The sequence below is a fragment of the Mesorhizobium sp. WSM1343 genome (assembly GCF_055901535.1).
In genome coordinates this window covers 4,721,123-4,737,177 of record NZ_CM148370.1, presented here as the reverse complement: position 1 = coordinate 4,737,177, position 16,055 = coordinate 4,721,123, and the positions used below count along the sequence as shown (strand labels likewise).

At 64.3% G+C, this 16,055-nt stretch carries 13 protein-coding genes; 10 read left to right on the top strand and 3 right to left on the bottom strand.

Annotated features, from left to right (window positions below; all coding sequences use genetic code 11):
- Nucleotides 1-98 precede the first annotated feature (98 nt).
- Nucleotides 99-3,062: an isoleucine--tRNA ligase gene (ileS, locus tag AC0NIL_RS23195; RefSeq protein WP_473573517.1), complete on the top strand. Its 2,964-nt coding sequence runs from the start codon at nucleotides 99-101 to the stop codon at nucleotides 3,060-3,062.
- Nucleotides 3,063-3,269: 207 nt separating this feature from the next.
- Nucleotides 3,270-3,941, top strand: a complete 672-nt coding sequence (locus AC0NIL_RS23190) for a hypothetical protein (RefSeq protein WP_013532359.1) — start codon at nucleotides 3,270-3,272, stop codon at nucleotides 3,939-3,941.
- Between the two features lie 36 nt (nucleotides 3,942-3,977).
- Here AC0NIL_RS23190 and AC0NIL_RS23185 read toward each other — a convergent pair whose 3' ends face one another.
- Entirely contained in the window at nucleotides 3,978-4,427 is a 450-nt protein-coding gene (locus AC0NIL_RS23185) for a nucleoside deaminase (protein ID WP_127271509.1), read from the bottom strand.
- Nucleotides 4,428-4,609: 182 nt separating this feature from the next.
- On the opposite strand from AC0NIL_RS23185, the gene AC0NIL_RS23180 reads away from it, so the two are divergent.
- The 5 genes from AC0NIL_RS23180 to AC0NIL_RS23160 all read left to right on the top strand — a co-directional run bounded on the left by AC0NIL_RS23180 (nucleotide 4,610) and on the right by AC0NIL_RS23160 (nucleotide 11,187).
- A complete protein-coding gene (locus AC0NIL_RS23180) occupies nucleotides 4,610-6,727 on the top strand; it encodes a pseudouridine synthase (RefSeq protein ID WP_473573515.1) in 2,118 nt (705 codons plus the stop codon).
- A complete protein-coding gene (gene rsmD, locus AC0NIL_RS23175; RefSeq protein WP_013532356.1) occupies nucleotides 6,724-7,278 on the top strand; it encodes a 16S rRNA (guanine(966)-N(2))-methyltransferase RsmD in 555 nt (184 codons plus the stop codon). Before AC0NIL_RS23180 ends, rsmD begins: the two co-directional genes overlap by 4 nt.
- Nucleotides 7,279-7,412: 134 nt before the next feature.
- Nucleotides 7,413-8,801 (top strand): M16 family metallopeptidase, encoded by a 1,389-nt coding sequence (locus AC0NIL_RS23170; RefSeq protein WP_473573513.1) that lies wholly within the window; start codon nucleotides 7,413-7,415, stop codon nucleotides 8,799-8,801.
- Nucleotides 8,802-8,950: 149 nt separating this feature from the next.
- Nucleotides 8,951-10,321, top strand: coding sequence for a M16 family metallopeptidase (locus tag AC0NIL_RS23165; RefSeq protein WP_473573511.1), 1,371 nt, complete (start codon nucleotides 8,951-8,953; stop codon nucleotides 10,319-10,321).
- A complete protein-coding gene (locus tag AC0NIL_RS23160) occupies nucleotides 10,318-11,187 on the top strand; it encodes a patatin-like phospholipase family protein (RefSeq protein WP_013532353.1) in 870 nt (289 codons plus the stop codon). Before AC0NIL_RS23165 ends, AC0NIL_RS23160 begins: the two co-directional genes overlap by 4 nt.
- A gap of 42 nt (nucleotides 11,188-11,229) precedes the next feature.
- Here AC0NIL_RS23160 and AC0NIL_RS23155 read toward each other — a convergent pair whose 3' ends face one another.
- Nucleotides 11,230-11,772, bottom strand: coding sequence for a dihydrofolate reductase family protein (locus AC0NIL_RS23155; RefSeq protein WP_013532352.1), 543 nt, complete (start codon nucleotides 11,770-11,772; stop codon nucleotides 11,230-11,232).
- Nucleotides 11,773-11,996: 224 nt separating this feature from the next.
- On the opposite strand from AC0NIL_RS23155, the gene AC0NIL_RS23150 reads away from it, so the two are divergent.
- Nucleotides 11,997-12,890 carry an HNH endonuclease gene (locus AC0NIL_RS23150; RefSeq protein ID WP_473573509.1) on the top strand — a complete coding sequence of 298 codons (894 nt, stop codon included), beginning with the start codon at nucleotides 11,997-11,999 and terminating at the stop codon, nucleotides 12,888-12,890.
- Between the two features lie 73 nt (nucleotides 12,891-12,963).
- Here the strand turns inward: AC0NIL_RS23150 and efp are convergent, their stop codons facing one another.
- A complete protein-coding gene (efp, locus tag AC0NIL_RS23145; RefSeq protein ID WP_013532351.1) occupies nucleotides 12,964-13,533 on the bottom strand; it encodes an elongation factor P in 570 nt (189 codons plus the stop codon).
- A 117-nt stretch (nucleotides 13,534-13,650) separates the two neighbouring features.
- Here efp and epmA point away from each other — a divergent pair, with 117 nt between their 5' ends.
- Nucleotides 13,651-14,691 (top strand): EF-P lysine aminoacylase EpmA, encoded by a 1,041-nt coding sequence (gene epmA, locus AC0NIL_RS23140; RefSeq protein ID WP_473573507.1) that lies wholly within the window; start codon nucleotides 13,651-13,653, stop codon nucleotides 14,689-14,691.
- Between the two features lie 113 nt (nucleotides 14,692-14,804).
- The gene (locus AC0NIL_RS23135; protein WP_473573505.1) at nucleotides 14,805-16,055 is read left to right on the top strand and encodes an NAD(P)/FAD-dependent oxidoreductase; all 1,251 of its coding nucleotides are present in this window, start codon (nucleotides 14,805-14,807) and stop codon (nucleotides 16,053-16,055) included.

The window sequence follows — 16,055 nt, the reverse complement described above, 5'->3', positions numbered from 1 at the left end:
GCCGCCGGGAGTTTCTGCGCGCCCCTCGCGCTTTTTTCATAACATGATAGTTCACGCCCGAGCTTGTACGCCCGCCGGGCAATGCACATGGCAGACCAATGACCGACACAACTGAAACGATCGACTATTCCAAGACGCTTTATTTGCCGCAGACGGACTTCCCGATGCGCGCCGGCTTGCCGGAGAAGGAGCCGCTGCTGGTCAAGCGCTGGCAGGACATGGATCTCTACCGCAAGCTGCGCGAGAGCGCTGCCGGCCGCACGAAATACGTGCTGCATGACGGCCCGCCCTACGCCAATGGCAACATCCATATCGGCCATGCACTGAACAAGATCCTCAAGGACGTTATCACCCGCTCGTTCCAGATGCGCGGTTACGACTCGAACTATGTGCCCGGCTGGGACTGTCACGGCCTGCCGATCGAATGGAAGATCGAGGAGCAGTACCGCGCCAAGGGCAAGAACAAGGACGAGGTGCCGGTCAACGAATTCCGCAAGGAATGCCGCGAATTCGCCGCGGGTTGGATCACGGTGCAGGGGGCCGAGTTCCAGCGCCTCGGCGTCATCGGCGACTTCAAGAACCCCTATACGACGATGGCTTTCCATGCCGAGTCGCGCATCGCCGGCGAGCTTTTGAAATTTGCCATGTCGGGCCAGCTCTATCGCGGCTCCAAGCCGGTGATGTGGAGCGTGGTCGAGCGCACGGCGCTGGCCGAGGCCGAGATCGAGTACCACGACTATGAGAGCGACACGATCTGGGTGAAGTTTCCGGTCGCCAGCCTTGTCCGCCCCATCGACGATGGCCAGACCAAGCTGACGGAGGGCGCCCTCGATCTGCTGCAGGCCCACGTCGTCATCTGGACGACGACGCCGTGGACGATCCCAGGCAACCGCGCCGTCAACTATTCGCCGCGCATAAACTACGGCCTCTACGAGGTTACGGCGGCCGAGAACGCATTCGGCCCGCAGCCGGGCGAAAAGCTGATCTTTGCCGACGCACTGGCCGAAGACTCCTCGGCCAAGGCCAAGGTCACCTTGAATCGTCTCCGCAGCGTCTCGGCGCAAGAGCTTGGAAGCCTTACGCTGTCACATCCGCTCAAGAGCTTGGGCGGCGGCTACGAATTTGCCGTTCCGATGCTCGCCGGCGACCATGTCACCGACGATGCCGGCACCGGCTTCGTCCACACCGCGCCCGGACACGGCCGCGAGGACTTTGACGCCTGGATGGACGCGGCGGTGGATCTGCGTGCACGCGGCATCGATCCCGCCATCCCGTTCACCGTCGACGATGGCGGCTTCTTCACCAAGGACGCGCCGTGTTTCGGACCGGACCGCGAGGGTGGGCCGGCGCGCGTCATCGACGACAACGGCAAGAAGGGCAACGCCAACCAGGCCGTCATCGACGAGCTGATCAAACGCAACGCGCTGTTCGCGCGTGGCCGGCTGAAGCACAGCTATCCGCATTCATGGCGGTCCAAAAAACCGATCATCTTCCGCAACACGCCGCAATGGTTCGTCTATATGGACAAGGACCTCGGCGACGGCTCGACGTTGCGCAGCCGGGCGCTCAAGGCCATCGACGAAACCCGTTTCGTGCCCGCCGCCGGCCAGAACCGCATCCGCGCCATGATCGAGGAGCGCCCGGACTGGGTGCTGTCGCGCCAGCGCGCCTGGGGCGTGCCGATCGCCGTCTTCGCCGATGTCGACGGCAGTGTGCTGAAGGACGAAGCGGTCAACCAGCGCATCATGGACGCCTTCGAGAAGGAGGGCGCCGACGCCTGGTTCGCCGCTGGCGCCAAGGAGCGTTTCCTTGGCAATCACGATGCCTCCAAATGGAAGCAGGTGATGGACATCCTCGACGTCTGGTTCGATTCGGGCTCGACGCATGTCTTCACGCTGGAGGATCGCCCTGACCTGAAATGGCCGGCCGACGTCTATCTCGAAGGCTCCGACCAGCATCGCGGCTGGTTCCATTCCTCGCTGCTGGAAAGCTGCGGCACCAGGGGCAGGGCGCCTTACGATACTGTCGTCACCCATGGTTTCACCATGGACGAGGATGGCCGCAAGATGTCGAAGTCGCTCGGCAACACCGTGGTGCCGCAGGACGTCATCAAGCAGTCGGGCGCCGATATCCTGCGTCTGTGGGTGGTGACGACCGACTACTGGGAGGACCAGCGGCTCGGCAAGAACGTGCTGCAGACCAACATCGATGCCTACCGCAAGCTGCGCAACACCATCCGCTGGATGCTCGGCACGCTCGCCCATGACGATGGCGAAGAGGTGCCGCTGGAGAAGATGCCGGAGCTGGAGCGGCTGATGCTGCACCGGCTGGCCGAGCTCGATGAGGTCGTGCGCTCGGGCTACGACGCCTTCGAATTCAAGCGCATCACCCGCATGCTGCTCGATTTCATGGTGGTCGAGCTGTCGGCGTTCTATTTCGACATCCGCAAGGACGCGCTCTACTGCGACGCGCCGTCGAGCCTGAAGCGCAAGGCTTCGGTGCAGGTGGTGCGCCATCTCTTCGATTGCCTGGTGAAATGGCTGGCGCCGATGCTGCCCTTCACCATGGAGGAGGCCTGGCTCGATCGTCATCCCGACGCGGTCTCGGTGCATCTCGACCAGTTCCCGCAAATCCCGGCGGACTGGAAGAACGAGGCGTTGGCGGAAAAGTGGCGCCAGGTGCGGCAGGTGCGGCGCGTCGTTACCGGCGCGCTGGAGATCGCGCGCGCCCAGAAGGTAATCGGATCGTCGCTGGAAGCGGTGCCGGTCGTCACCATCAACGATGCAGCGCTCGAAGCGGCGATTTCAGATGTCGACATGGCCGAGATGGCGATCACCAGCGATCTGGTCATCGCGCATGGCGAGGCACCGGCTGGTGCCTTCGCGATCGACGACGTCAGGGGTGTCGCCGTGGTGGTCGAGAAGGCCGAGGATCGCGGCCTGTTAAAATGCGCACGCTCATGGCGCTACACCGCCGATGTCGGCCAGGATCCGGAATTCCCGGATGTTTCGGCCAGGGATGCGGCGGTGCTGCATGAATTGAAGGCGCTTGGCCGGCTTTGACAGGCCGGCCAGCTTGATCGGTGCACAAATGCCACGCCGGGCGGGTGAAAACCGCCCGCGCGTTGCCCTTAACGAGTGGTTGAGGTAAACACGCGAAACTCCGGAAGACAAATTGTCGCCGGATTTCCGTCGCAAGTGCTTGGACGATGGGGACCGGCCACGAGGCTGGTGGCAATCGAGAGGCTGTCTAGAGTGGGACTTTTTGGCATGACCGAGAGATATAATGCGCGCCTGGCGCTGCTGGCGCCGCTTGTCGCGTCGGGCCTCGCTTTGTCCGGCTGCATGGGCTCTCCGACCTACGGCACCGACAAGACCGCCGGCGAACAGCTGGCCGGCGATATTTCAGGCGCCTTTTCATTTGCGCCGAAGCGCAAGGAACAGATCGACTACAAGCCGCGTCCGACGCTTGTAAAGCCGGCGCCCGGCCAGAAGGAAGCGCTGCCGGCCCCGCAGGACAGCATCGAGACGGCGAGCGCCGAATGGCCCGAATCGCCCGAGCAGCGCCGCGCCCGCTTGCGGGCCGATGCCACCGCCCATCAGAACGACCCGGCCTATCAGTCGGAGATCGTCGACGACGTGCAAACCGATCCGGCCTCGGTGAAAAGGGCGATGGCGGAGTCAGGCTCGAGCCACCCGCCGGCATGGACACCGGCCGATTCCGACAAAGGCCGTGCCGCCGAGATCCAGCGTCGCCTCGCCGACAGCAAGCAGGGCGATCCGAACACCCGCAAATATTTGAGCGAGCCTCCAGTGCAGTATCGTGTCGCGGCCGGCACCGCGCCGCAGAACGAGCTTGGCGAGGACGAGTACAAGAAGGAACGCCGTCTCAAGAAAGAGGCGGAAGGCAAGAAGGGCAGCGGCTGGTTCGATTGGCTGTAAAAACACCGAATTGTGTCGCCTGGCGTAGCGCCCGGTTCAGCCGCGCCGCTCCCGAAAAAATTCTTTGAGCAGCAGGCCTGCTTCGGTCTCGCCCATGCCCGGATAGATGTCGGGCGCGTGGTGGCAGGTCGGCGAGGCGAAGAAGCGCACGCCGTTGACCACCGCACCGCCCTTGTCGTCGGCGGCGCCGAAATAGAGCCGGCGCAGCCGGGCGAAGGAAATGGCGCCGGCGCACATGGCGCAAGGCTCCAGCGTCACATAGAGATCGTGCCCGGTCAGCCGCTCGGCCGACAGTTTGCGGCAGGCTTCGCGGATGACCAGCATCTCGGCATGCGCGGTCGGGTCGGCAAGTTCGCGTGTGCGGTTGCCGGCGCTGGCGACAACACCAGCGCCGTTGGCGATGACGGCGCCGACCGGCACTTCGCCTCGCAAGGCGGCAGCTTCGGCCTCCTTCAGCGCCAGCGCCATGAAATCGGGCCGCTTCACGCGATTTCCACTCCGATTATCTCCTCGCCACCTGACGGTGATCCTGTTATGGAGCGCATGACCTCGAAAATCGGGACTCGGTTTTCGAAAATGATCATGCGCCACATCAAAAGTGCTACAGCGTTCGTTGCGCGCCCGAAAGGATGCGCCACGCTGTAGCAGCGCAAACGGATAAAGGCCACATGGACGACAACGACAAGAAATTCCGACCCAGGAAGGGTCCGGCCAAGAGTGGGCCGAAGGCCGCGGGACCGCGCAGCCGCGATGGCGCCGCGGGCAAGGGCGGCAAACCGTCCTTTGGCGCCAAGAAACCTTACGCACCGCGTGGCGACCGGCCGATGGCTGCCGATGGCGAGCGGCCGAAGCGCGATTTCAAGGGCGGCGACAAGCCTTTCAGCAAAGGCCCGCGTCCCGAAGGCAAGCCTTTTGAGAAACGCGAGGGGCCGCGCAAGCTCTATGCACCGCGCGGCGATCGCCCAATGGCCGCCGAAGGCGAGCGCAAGCCCTATGAAAAGCGCGAAGGACCGCGCAAGCCCTACGCACCGCGCGGCGACCGCCCAATGGCCGCCGAAGGCGAGCGCAAGCCCTATGAAAAGCGCGAAGGACCGCGCAAGCCCTATGCGCCGCGCGGCGATCGCCCAATGGCCGCCGAAGGCGAGCGCAAGCCCTACGAGAAGCGCGAAGGGCCACGCAAACCCTACGCACCGCGGGGCGACCGGCCGGCTGGGGCGGCAGCGGGCGGCGAAAAGCGCTTCGACCGTCCCAAGCGCGATTTCGGTGACCGCGCCCCCCGTGACGCCGGCGATCGCCCAAAGCGTGACTTCGCCGACCGCCCCAAGCGTGACTTCGGCGATCGCCCGAAGCGGGATTTCAACGATCGGCCGCAAGGCGCGTCAGGCGGCAGCTTCAAGCCACGCCCGCGTCCCGCCGAGGCTGCGGAAGAGGCAGGCGAGCGCATCGCCAAGCGGCTGGCCCGCGCCGGCCTCGCCTCGCGCCGCGATGCCGAGGAACTGATCGCCGCCGGCCGCGTCAAGGTCAATGGCCGCGCTCTGACTTCACCGGCCTTCAACGTGATGCCTGATGACATCATCCATCTCGACGGTATGGAAATCCCGCCGATCGAGCGCACAAGGCTGTTCCTGTTCCACAAGCCGGCCGGCGTCGTCACCACCAACCGTGATCCCGAGGGCCGCAAGACCGTCTTCGACGTGCTGCCGGCTGAATTGCCGCGGCTGATGACCATCGGCCGGCTCGACATCAACACCGAAGGCCTGCTGCTGCTCACCAATGATGGCGGCCTGTCGCGCGTGCTCGAACTGCCGGCCACCGGCTGGCTGCGCCGCTACCGCGTGCGCGTCCACGGTAAGGTCGAGGAAAGCGCGCTTGCCGGCCTGCGCGAAGGCATCGCCGTCGACGGCGTCTTTTACGGCGCCATCGAAGCGACGCTCGATCGCGAGCAAGGCACCAATGCCTGGCTGACGATCGGCCTGCGCGAGGGCAAGAACCGCGAAGTCAGGAACATCCTGGGTTCGCTCGGCCTCGACGTGACGCGGCTGATCCGTATCTCCTACGGGCCGTTCCAACTCGATGACCTCGCCGAGGGCCATGTGCTGGAAATCAAGGGCAGGGTGTTGCGCGACCAGCTTGGCGAGCGCCTGGTCGAGGAATCCGGCGCCAATTTCGACGCCGATGTCACCAAGCCGTTTTCCAACAAGCCGGTGCGGCGCACCGAAGTTCGCGAGCCGGAGCCGGAACGGCCGAAATTCACCCGCGATGGCGAGCGCCGCCCGATCGGCGAGGGCGGGTTGATCAAGAACCGCAAGCGCCGCGAAGGCAGCCGCGATGAGGCTCTGGGCAAACTGTCGACAAGCCCCGACAGAAACGCGGAGAAGAGTTTTGGCGAACGCGCCCCGCGTCCCGAACGCAGCTTTGGCGACAAGCCGCGCGGCAATTTCGGCGACAAACCGCGCGTTGGCTTCGGCGACAAGCCGCGTGGTGCTTTTGGTGGCAAGCCGGGCGGTGGCAAAAAGTCCGAGCGCGAGCAGCGGCCGATCGAGCCGCCCGGCCAGCGCAAGGCCAATGTCTGGATGGCGCCAGGCGCGCGACCGATCGGCAAGGGCAGGGCCGAAGCTGACGCCGCCAAGGCGGCTGACGCCAAGGCGCGCAAGGCCTCGTTCAAACCGACCTATGGCAAACCGGCCGGTGCAAAGCCGTTCGGCAAGCCGCGCGGCGAACGTCCGGGCGGGGCTGGCGGCGGTGAGCGTCCGCGCAACGGTCCCCGAGGCCCCAAAGCGAGATGAGAATCGTCGGCGGTGAGTTTCGCGGGCGTCCGTTGGCGACGCCGCGCTCGAGCGCCATCCGTCCGACGACCGATCGTACCCGCGAGGCGGTCTTCAACGTGCTGGCGCATCGCTTTGCCGAGCAATTGGACGGGGCACGCGTGCTCGACCTGTTCGCCGGCACCGGCGCGCTGGGGCTCGAAGCGCTGTCGCGCGGTGCCTCCTACGGTGTCTTCATCGAGGAATCGGCGGAAGGCCGTGGCCTGATCCGCGACAATGTCGAGGCCTTCGGGCTGACCGGCCGCACCAAGATCTTCCGCCGCGATGCCACCGGCCTCGGCGAGGCCGGCACGCTGGCGCCGTTCGGCCTTGTCTTCGCCGACCCGCCCTATGGCAAGGGCCTTGGCGAGCGCGCCTTGCAGTCGGCCAAAGCCGGCGGCTGGCTTCGCCCCGGCGCGCTGTGCGTGGTCGAAGAGGCCGCGGTGGCGTCCTTCGAGCCAGGCCCCGGCTTTTCGGTGCTGGACGAACGCAACTATGGCGAGACCGTCATCCGCTTCATCGAGGCGTCCTGATACGCCTCGTATCCTTGGCCGGCATCCATGGGCCGGCCTCTTTGCCGCCGCCTTTGCCGGCAACATGATCAACAAATCACTTTGCTTGTCGCCAGCACCTTGCCTATCGTCTGTCGACAGAACCGGAGCCGTTGATGACATCCAAGATTGAATGGCTGCGGGGAACGCTGTTGGCGACCTCCTTGGCTTTTGTCACGACCAGCCCAGTGCTGGCCGAGAGCCCCGTCTTGCCCAACACGGTTCCGGCCGAGTTCAAGGTCACGGATTTCCTGCTCGACAACGGCATGGAGGTGGTCGTCATTCCCGACCACCGTGCGCCGATCGTCACCCACATGGTCTGGTACAAGATCGGCAGCGCCGACGAGCCGCCCGGCAAATCCGGCATCGCGCATTTCTTCGAACATCTGATGTTCAAGGCAACGACCAACCATGCGGCCGGCGAGTTCGACCGCGCCGTCTCCGATATCGGCGGCTCCAACAACGCCTTCACCTCCTACGACTATACCGCTTTCCACGAGACGGTGGCGCCGTCGGCGCTCGAGCTGATGATGAGCTTCGAGGCTGACCGCATGCGCAACCTCATCCTCACCGACGATGTCATCAAGACCGAGCGCGACGTCATCCTCGAGGAGCGCCGCTCGCGCATCGACAACAGCCCCGAGGCTGTGCTGGACGAGGAGGTCGATGCGACGCTGTGGCAGAACCAGCCCTATCGCATTCCGGTCATCGGCTGGATGCAGGAGATGCAGCAGCTGAACCGCGTCGACGCCACCGCCTTCTACGACAAATACTACCGGCCCAACAACGCCGTGCTGATCGTCGCCGGCGATGTCGAACCGGACACGGTGCGGGCGCTGGCCGAAAAGACCTATGGCAAGGTGGCGCGCGGCCCCGATCTGCCGCCCCGCATCCGCCCGGTCGAGCCGGAGCAGAACACCAAGCGCACGGTCACGCTCTCCGACGCGCGCGTCAGCGTGCCGAGCTTTTCCACGCAATGGGTGGTGCCGTCCTATCATTCGGGAAAGCCGGGCGAGGCGGAAGCGCTCGACCTCTTGGCGGAGATCCTCGGCGGCGGCAATCGCAGCCGGCTGTACCAGGCGCTCGTCGTCCAGCAAGGTATCGCATCCAGCGCCGGCGCCTTTTTCCAGGGCACCATGCTCGACGACACCAACTTCACCGTCTACGGCGCGCCGCGCGGCGATGCCAGGATTTCCGACGTCGAAGCGGCGGTCGATGCGGAGGTGGTGCGCATCGTCAAGGATGGCGTGACGCCATCGGAACTGGAAAAGGCCAAGGACCGCTATGTCAGGTCGATGATCTTTGCCCGCGACAAGCAGGATTCCATGGCCAACATCTACGGTTCGACGCTGGCCACCGGCGGCAATGTGCAGGACGTCCAGCAATGGACGGACCGCATCCGCAAGGTCACCGCAGACGAGGTCAAGGCGGTCGCCGCGCGCTATCTGGTGCTCGCCCGGTCGACCACCGGCTATCTCTTGCCGCAGCAACAGGCGGGGAATTGATGATGAATTCGATCCCCATGAGCGAGGCAGCCCCCTCATCCGGCCGCTTCGCGGCCACCTTCTCCCCGCTGGGGAGAAGAGGCTGGCGCCAGCGCTGGCAAGCTCCTCTCCCCGTCGGGGAGAGGTCAGCCGAGCAAAGCGGAGGCTGGGTGAGGGGGAGCGCCGGCTTCCGCGATTGGTCGCTGCCGACGATTGCCGCATGGCGTGCACTCACCACCCTCTTTCTCTCCATCCTCTTCCTCATCCTGCCGGCGCTCACCGCGCGGGCCATGGAGATCCAGTCCGTCACCTCCCCAAAGGGCATCACCGCCTGGCTGGTCGAGGATTATTCCGTGCCGGTCGTCGCCATCCGCTTCGTCTTTGGCGGCGGCTCGACGCAGGATCCTGTCGGCAAGGAAGGACTGGCCAATCTGATGACCGGCCTGTTCGACGAAGGCGCCGGCCCGCTCGATAGTGAAGACTTCCAGATCAAGCTCGACGATGCCGGCGCCGAGATGAGCTTCGACGAGAGCCGCGACGGCATCTACGGCTCGATGCGCATGCTGGCCGAGCAGCGCGACCAGGCCTTCGACCTGCTGCGGCTGGCGGTCAACGAGCCGCGCTTCGACCAGTTGCCGATCGACCGCATCCGTTCCCAGATCCTGTCCGGCATCATCGCCGGCGAAAACGACCCGGACACGGTGGCGCAGAACAAATGGGCGCGCGCCCTCTATGGCGACCATCCCTATTCCCGCTCCGATCAGGGCACCAAGGAAAGCATCGCCGCCATCACGTCCGATGATCTGAAAGGCCTGCACAAAGCGGTGTTCGCGCGCGGCGGTCTGCATGTCGCCGTGGTCGGCGCCATCGACGCGGAGACGCTGAAGAAGAAGCTCGACATGGTGTTCGGCGACCTGCCGCAGAACCAGGCGCTGAGGCCTGTGGCCGATATCGACCCGAAGCTGGCGCAGCATATCGAGGTCGACTACGACCTGCCGCAGACCTCCCTGCAGCTCGCCTTTCCCGGCGTGAAGCGCAAGGCGGCGGATTTCTTCCCCGCCGTGCTGATGAACGAGATCCTCGGCGGCGGCACCTTCACCTCGCGCCTGTTCCAGGAAGTGCGCGAAAAGCGCGGACTGGCCTACAGCGTCAACTCCTCGCTGATCAACCAGGACCACGCCAGCGCGTTGATCGTCAGCACCGGCACCCGGTCCGACCGTGCGGCCGAGACGCTGGGCATCGTCCGCGATGTCGTCAAGCAATTGGCCGAGCAAGGCCCGACCGAAGCGGAACTGGCGGCGACCAAGAAATACATGATCGGCGCCTACGCCATCAACAATCTGGACTCGTCCAGCGCCATCGCCTCGACATTGGTCGAGTTGCAGCTCGACGATCTCGGCATCGACTACATGCAGCGCCGCGCCGGCTACATCAACGCGGTGACGCTCGAACAGGTCAAGGCGGCGGCGAAAAAGCTGCTGACCACCGAGCCGACCATCATGATCATCGGCCCGAAACTGGCCGGAGCCGGCAAGGGATGAGCCCCACCTTCGGCATCGCCTTCGGCGGCGGCGGCGCGCGCGGGCTGGCGCATATCCATGTCATAGAGGCGCTGGACGAGCTCGGCATCAAGCCGGTGGCGATTGCCGGCTCGTCGATCGGCGCCATCATGGGCGCCGGCATGGCATCAGGCATGGCCGGCAAGGACATCCACGACTATGCCCGCTCTATCCTCGGCCGCCGCGCCGAGGTGGCCAGCCGCATGTGGCGGGCGCGGCCGGGCACGATAGCCGAAGCCATGCAGAACGGCATCCGCGTCAGCCAGTTCAATGTCGAGCGCATCCTGAAAGCCTTTCTGCCCGAGGCCATCCCCGAAACCTTTGCCGAGCTGAAAATCCCGCTGAAGGTGACGGCGACCGACTATTTCGGTCACAAGCTGGCCGTCTTCGAAGACGGCGACCTGCACTCCGCGCTGGCGGCGTCAGCGGCCATTCCCGCCGTGTTCCGTCCGGTGATGCGAGACGGCAGGCTGCTGATCGACGGCGGCATCTACAACCCCGTGCCGTTCGACCTGATCGAGAACGACGCCGACATCATCATCGGCGTCGACGTCGTCGGCGCACCGGAAGAGGCCGACCGCAAACAGCCGACCTCCGTCGACCTGATGTTCGGCGCCACGCAATTGATGATGCAGTCGATCATCGCCAACAAGCTGAAGCAATGCCGCCCCGACATCCTGGTCCGCCCGGCAGTGTCGAGATACCGCGTCCTCGATTTCCTGAAGATCGACGCGCTGATGAACGAGACGGTGGATATCAAGGACGAACTGAAGCGGCAGGTGGAGAAGGCGGTGGAGGCGCGGAACAGCGCCGCCATCAAGGGGAGACGGGGCAAGCAGGTCGGGTGAGGATGCATCTTCCCCATTCGATCTGAAAGGCTCCAACCGATTTTACGACTTCGCCGCCACCGGCGCATACTCCAGCGCCACAACGCCGTTGCTGAACGGCATCGCAGAAATCAGTTCGAGCGACACCGGTTCGCCGCCTGGGAACAGCGGCTTGCCTTGGCCGACGGTGCCGGGATAACTGAGCAGCCTGACGCGGTCGACCAGGCCATGGCGCAGCAATTCCTGCGCGACGCTGAGGCTGCCATGCACATAGATGTTGCCGCCGCTGCCTTGCTTCAGCGTCCTGACCGCTTCCGGCAGCGGTCCCTTCAGCAATTCGGCAGGCTTCCAGTCGAGCGCCTTCAGGCTGTTTGAGGCGACATATTTTGGCAGCGCGTTGAACCGGTCGGCAAAATCTCCGGTTTCCGTCGGCCAGGAGCCGGCAAAGATCTCATAGGTCGTGCGCCCCAAAAGCATGGCGCCGGTGTCGGCAAGCTCGTCCTCCTTGAACCTGTTCATCTCGTCGTTCCAAGTCATGCTTGGCAGCTTCTCGACCTCGGCAATGCCATCGACGCTGATGAATTCGGTGACGATAAGTTTTCGCATGGCGTTCTCCTTCTTCGCTCAAAGGACGGACCGCGCAGGGTCATTGCGACACGCTTCATAAAATATATCGCTGCAATTCGTTGCAGGGTGGCGCTTTCAGCGCGAGCCTGCGAAAGACAGATACCACGGGGAAGTGCGACCGGCCTGGACTAAACCGCAAAGTTCGGATTTTGATGCCACATCTGAAGTAGTTATTATTCCCAAGAGCGCATTGCAGGAAGATCATGGAATTCGGGGTTTTCATTCATCGCTCGGATTCGCGGTACAATGATCGCCCCGCAGAGCAATACCAGTTTCCTCGTCCGTATCTGCGCCGCGTTGAGGCGTGTGTCGGCAAGTGGATCATCTACTACGAGCCCAGCAAGGTAAACGATACACGGGGCTATTACGCTGTAGCGAAAGTCCAGCAGATCATCCCTGATCCTGTGATATCAGACATGTACCTCGCGCTGATTGAGCCCGGAACCTACCTCGATTTCGTCAATCCTGTTCCATTTAATGGATCTGATGGTCTCGTCGAGCGAGGCCTGCTCAACGATGAAGGACGGATTTCGGGCCGTGCCCAATCTGCAGTCCGTGCACTTAGCGCAAATGACTTCAACCGCATCATCGATCTGGGCCTGGATACGAATGAGTTGTTGCTGCCGCGCGTTGATGAGGTCGGCATATCTGCCGGCTTTCAGGATGAGCAGGCGCCATTCGAATTCGAGCAGAGTCGTGATCGCGTAAGCTACATCGGATCGCGAATCGTGCGGGACCGCATTTTCCGTCGCGTCGTCTTACGCGCTTATGACGAGCGCTGCGCAATCACGGGTCTCAAGCTGATAAATGGCGGCGGCCGGGCAGAAGTTTCTGCTGCACGACCGGTCGAGGCGAACGGGCCTGATGTCGTCAACAATGGGATCGCACTGTCCGGCACTGCGCATTGGATGTTCGACCGTGGATTGATCAGCCTGTCGGACGATTTGGAAATCCTGATCTCCAGACAGGTCAATGACTTAGACAGTGTGCAGGGCTTTATAAACAAGACGCGCCGCGCGCTTCCGCCTCGCCGACAGCTCGAACGCCCGCATCCTCATTTCTTGCAATGGCACCGCGAGCACTGCTTCAAGCAATAAGCGGTCAAAGCTGCCCCGTCCATGGGAAGGCTTTGCTTGGAGGCGTTTGGTCGTTTGGGCGGGAAGAACCCCCTCAGTCCTTCGCCCGCTCCACATAAGCCCCATCCGCCGTCATCACCACCACGCGGGTGCCCGGCGCGATGTGGGGGGGCACCAGGGTGCGTACGCCGTTGGACAGCACGGCCGGCTTGTAGGACGACGAGGCCGTCTGTCCCTTGGTCGTCGGCTCGGTTTCCACCACTTCGAAGGTGGCGCGCTGCGGCAGCACCAGGGAGATTGCAATGCCGTTGAACTGCGACACCTGCACGGCCATGCCTTCCAGCAGGTAAGGCGCCATGTCGCCGACCACCGCTTCCGACACCGCCACCTGGTCGTAGGTTTCCGGGTTCATGAAGTGAAAGCCTTCGCCGTCGCGGTAGAGGAAGGTGTGCTCGCGCTCTTCGACATAGGCGCGCTCGACCTGCTCGGTGGTGCGGTAGCGTTCCGAAACCTTCACCCCGTCGCCGATGCGGCGCATGTCGAGCTGCGTTACCGGCGTGCCCTTGCCTGGGTGGATGTTTTCGGCAAAGAGGATCACATAAAGCTTGCCGTCCTTGTCGACGACATTGCCTTTGCGGAGCGAACTGGCGATGACTTTCACCACGGTTTTAAATCCTGCAAGAAGAGTTGACTGGCGTTTGCCGGCTAGTGCGGCGCTGGATGGGGGCCTACCGCATCTTGGCCGCCGCCGCCAGCCCCCTTCCACCATGTTCCGAGCCGCATGACCGAAGCTTCGCCCTGGTGGACGCCTGACGTTCACGCCGACCGCCGCCCGCGGCTGATGCTGCGCAATGGCATCGCCGCCGGCCTGCGCGACTGGTTCGCCGCCCATGATTTCGTCGAGGTGCAAACGGCGGCGCTGCAGGTCTCGCCCGGCAATGAGGCGCATCTGGCGGCTTTCGCCACGGAAGCGGTCGGGCCGGACGGTGCAAGGGCGCCACTCTATCTCCACACCTCGCCGGAATTCGCCTGCAAGAAGTTGATCGCCGCCGGTGAAACCAGGATTTTCAGCTTCGGTCCGGTCTATCGCAACCGCGAGCGCGGCCCCTTGCATCATCCCGAATTCACCATGCTCGAATGGTACAGGGTGGGCGAGGCCTATGAGAGCCTGATGCTGGATTGTGCGGCCTTTCTGGCGCTGGCCGCGACAAGGACAGGGGCGACTCTTTTCTCTTTCCGGGGCCGCGACTGCGATCCGTTTGCCGAGCCGGAACGACTGACGGTGGCGGACGCTTTCGCCCACCATGCCGGCATCGACCTGCTGGCCACGGTCGCCGCCGACGGCAGCACCGACCGCGACGCGCTGCACGCCGCCTTGACCCATGTCGGCCTGCGCACCGCGCCCGACGACAGCTGGGCCGATCTGTTCAGCCGGGTGATGGTGGAAAAAATCGAGCCATTTCTCGGGCAGGGCCGCGCGACCATCCTGTGCGAATATCCTGTGGCCGAGGCGGCACTGGCGCGGCCGAGCCAGCGCGACCCGCGCGTCGCCGAGCGTTTCGAGCTCTATTGCTGCGGCGTCGAACTCGCCAACGGCTTCGGCGAACTGACCGACGCCGACGAGCAGCGCCGGCGCTTTGTTACCGAGATGGACGAGAAGCAGCGCATCTATGGCGAGCGCTATCCGCTGGACGAGGATTTTCTCTCAGCCCTTGCCATCATGCCGCCGGCCAGCGGCATCGCACTCGGCTTCGACCGGCTGGCGATGCTGGCCACCGGCGCGCAAAAAATCGAGGACGTGATCTGGACGCCTGTCGCCTGAGGCGCGGAAAGATCTGGCCTATTCGATTCCAGGGATCAAGACTGGACCGTGACCCCGAACCAAGAGACCACATGATCGGTACTGGATTTCAAGGTCAATCGGGAAGATCTACAGTGGCTGCTTCTGAAACGGTCGAAATCGCCATTGTCGGCGCCGGAGTTGTCGGGCTGGCGACGGCACTTCGCCTTATCGCGGACGGCCGCGAAGTCCTGCTCATCGATCCGAACGAGCCGGGCTCAGGCGCGTCGTTCGGCAATGCCGGAACGATCGCCGAATATGCCTGCATGCCGGTCGGCACTCCTGCGGTGCTGCGGGCATTGCCAAAGCTGCTGCTTGATCCCGACAGCCCGTTTTCGCTGCGCTGGCCGGCGCTGCTGCAGCTGGCGCCATGGCTCGTTCGGTTCATGCGGCAATCGCTGCCGGCGGCCACCCGGGCCAATGCGCTGGCGCTCGCCGGACTGCTGGCCGACGCCCTTCCGGCCTGGGAAGACATGGTCGGGGAGGCCGGACTGGAGGACCAGCTGCGCCGCAATGGCTGTCTTTACCTCTATCGCCGCTTGAGCGATTTTGCCGCTGGCGCCGGCGGCCGGGCAATGCGCGCTGGGTTTGGCATCCACCAAGAGGTCCTGACTCCCGAAGAGGTGGCGGCGCTTGAGCCGGGCCTGCCGGCGACAGCAGCGCATGGCGTGTATTTTCCCGACTCGATCAATGTCACCGATCCGGCAATGGTGATGCGGCGGTTGCTGGGCGCGGTGAGTGCCCGTGGTGCATCGGTGAAGCAGGCAGAGATCACCAGGCTGCAGGTCGAGGCTGACGGTGTCCAGCTCAGCGGACCCGGCGTTCGCATCAAGGCTGGCACGGTGGTGATCGCCGCCGGTGCACGGTCGCGCGCACTGGCCGCGCAGGCCGGCGACAGGATTCCGCTCGAGACCGAGCGCGGCTATCATCTGGAATTCCAGACCGACGCGCCGCTGCTCAACCGACCTGTCTGTCCCGTCGATCTTGGTTTCTACCTGACGCCGATGGCTGGCCGCTTGCGGGTCGCCGGCACCGTCGAACTCGGCGGCCTGGTCGCGCCGCCAAATCCGCGCCGGCTGGCGCTGCTTGACCGTGGCGCCAGGCAAATTTTTCCCAGGCTCGGCTCGCCTGCCTCGCAATGGCTCGGCTTCCGGCCGTCCCTGCCGGATTCCAGGCCGGTCATCGGCGCTTCGCGCGGCAGCTCCCGCGTAATTCATGCTTTCGGGCACGGTCATCTCGGCCTGACGCTGGCTCCGATCACCGCGCGGCTGGTCGCCGACTTGATCGGCGGACGCGGCGATCCGGCTCGGCTCGCACCTTTCGCGGCGGGCCGTTTCGGCCGTTGA

Coding starts and splice junctions, on each gene's coding strand:
- AC0NIL_RS23150 (WP_473573509.1), top strand. CDS start 11,997: ATGGAATTCGGGGTTTTCATTCATCGCTCGGATTCGCGGTACAATGAT.
- epmA (WP_473573507.1), top strand. CDS start 13,651: ATGACCGAAGCTTCGCCCTGGTGGACGCCTGACGTTCACGCCGACCGC.
- rsmD (WP_013532356.1), top strand. CDS start 6,724: ATGAGAATCGTCGGCGGTGAGTTTCGCGGGCGTCCGTTGGCGACGCCG.
- AC0NIL_RS23180 (WP_473573515.1), top strand. CDS start 4,610: ATGGACGACAACGACAAGAAATTCCGACCCAGGAAGGGTCCGGCCAAG.
- ileS (WP_473573517.1), top strand. CDS start 99: ATGACCGACACAACTGAAACGATCGACTATTCCAAGACGCTTTATTTG.
- AC0NIL_RS23160 (WP_013532353.1), top strand. CDS start 10,318: ATGAGCCCCACCTTCGGCATCGCCTTCGGCGGCGGCGGCGCGCGCGGG.
- AC0NIL_RS23190 (WP_013532359.1), top strand. CDS start 3,270: ATGACCGAGAGATATAATGCGCGCCTGGCGCTGCTGGCGCCGCTTGTC.
- AC0NIL_RS23170 (WP_473573513.1), top strand. CDS start 7,413: ATGACATCCAAGATTGAATGGCTGCGGGGAACGCTGTTGGCGACCTCC.
- AC0NIL_RS23155 (WP_013532352.1), bottom strand. CDS start 11,772: ATGCGAAAACTTATCGTCACCGAATTCATCAGCGTCGATGGCATTGCC.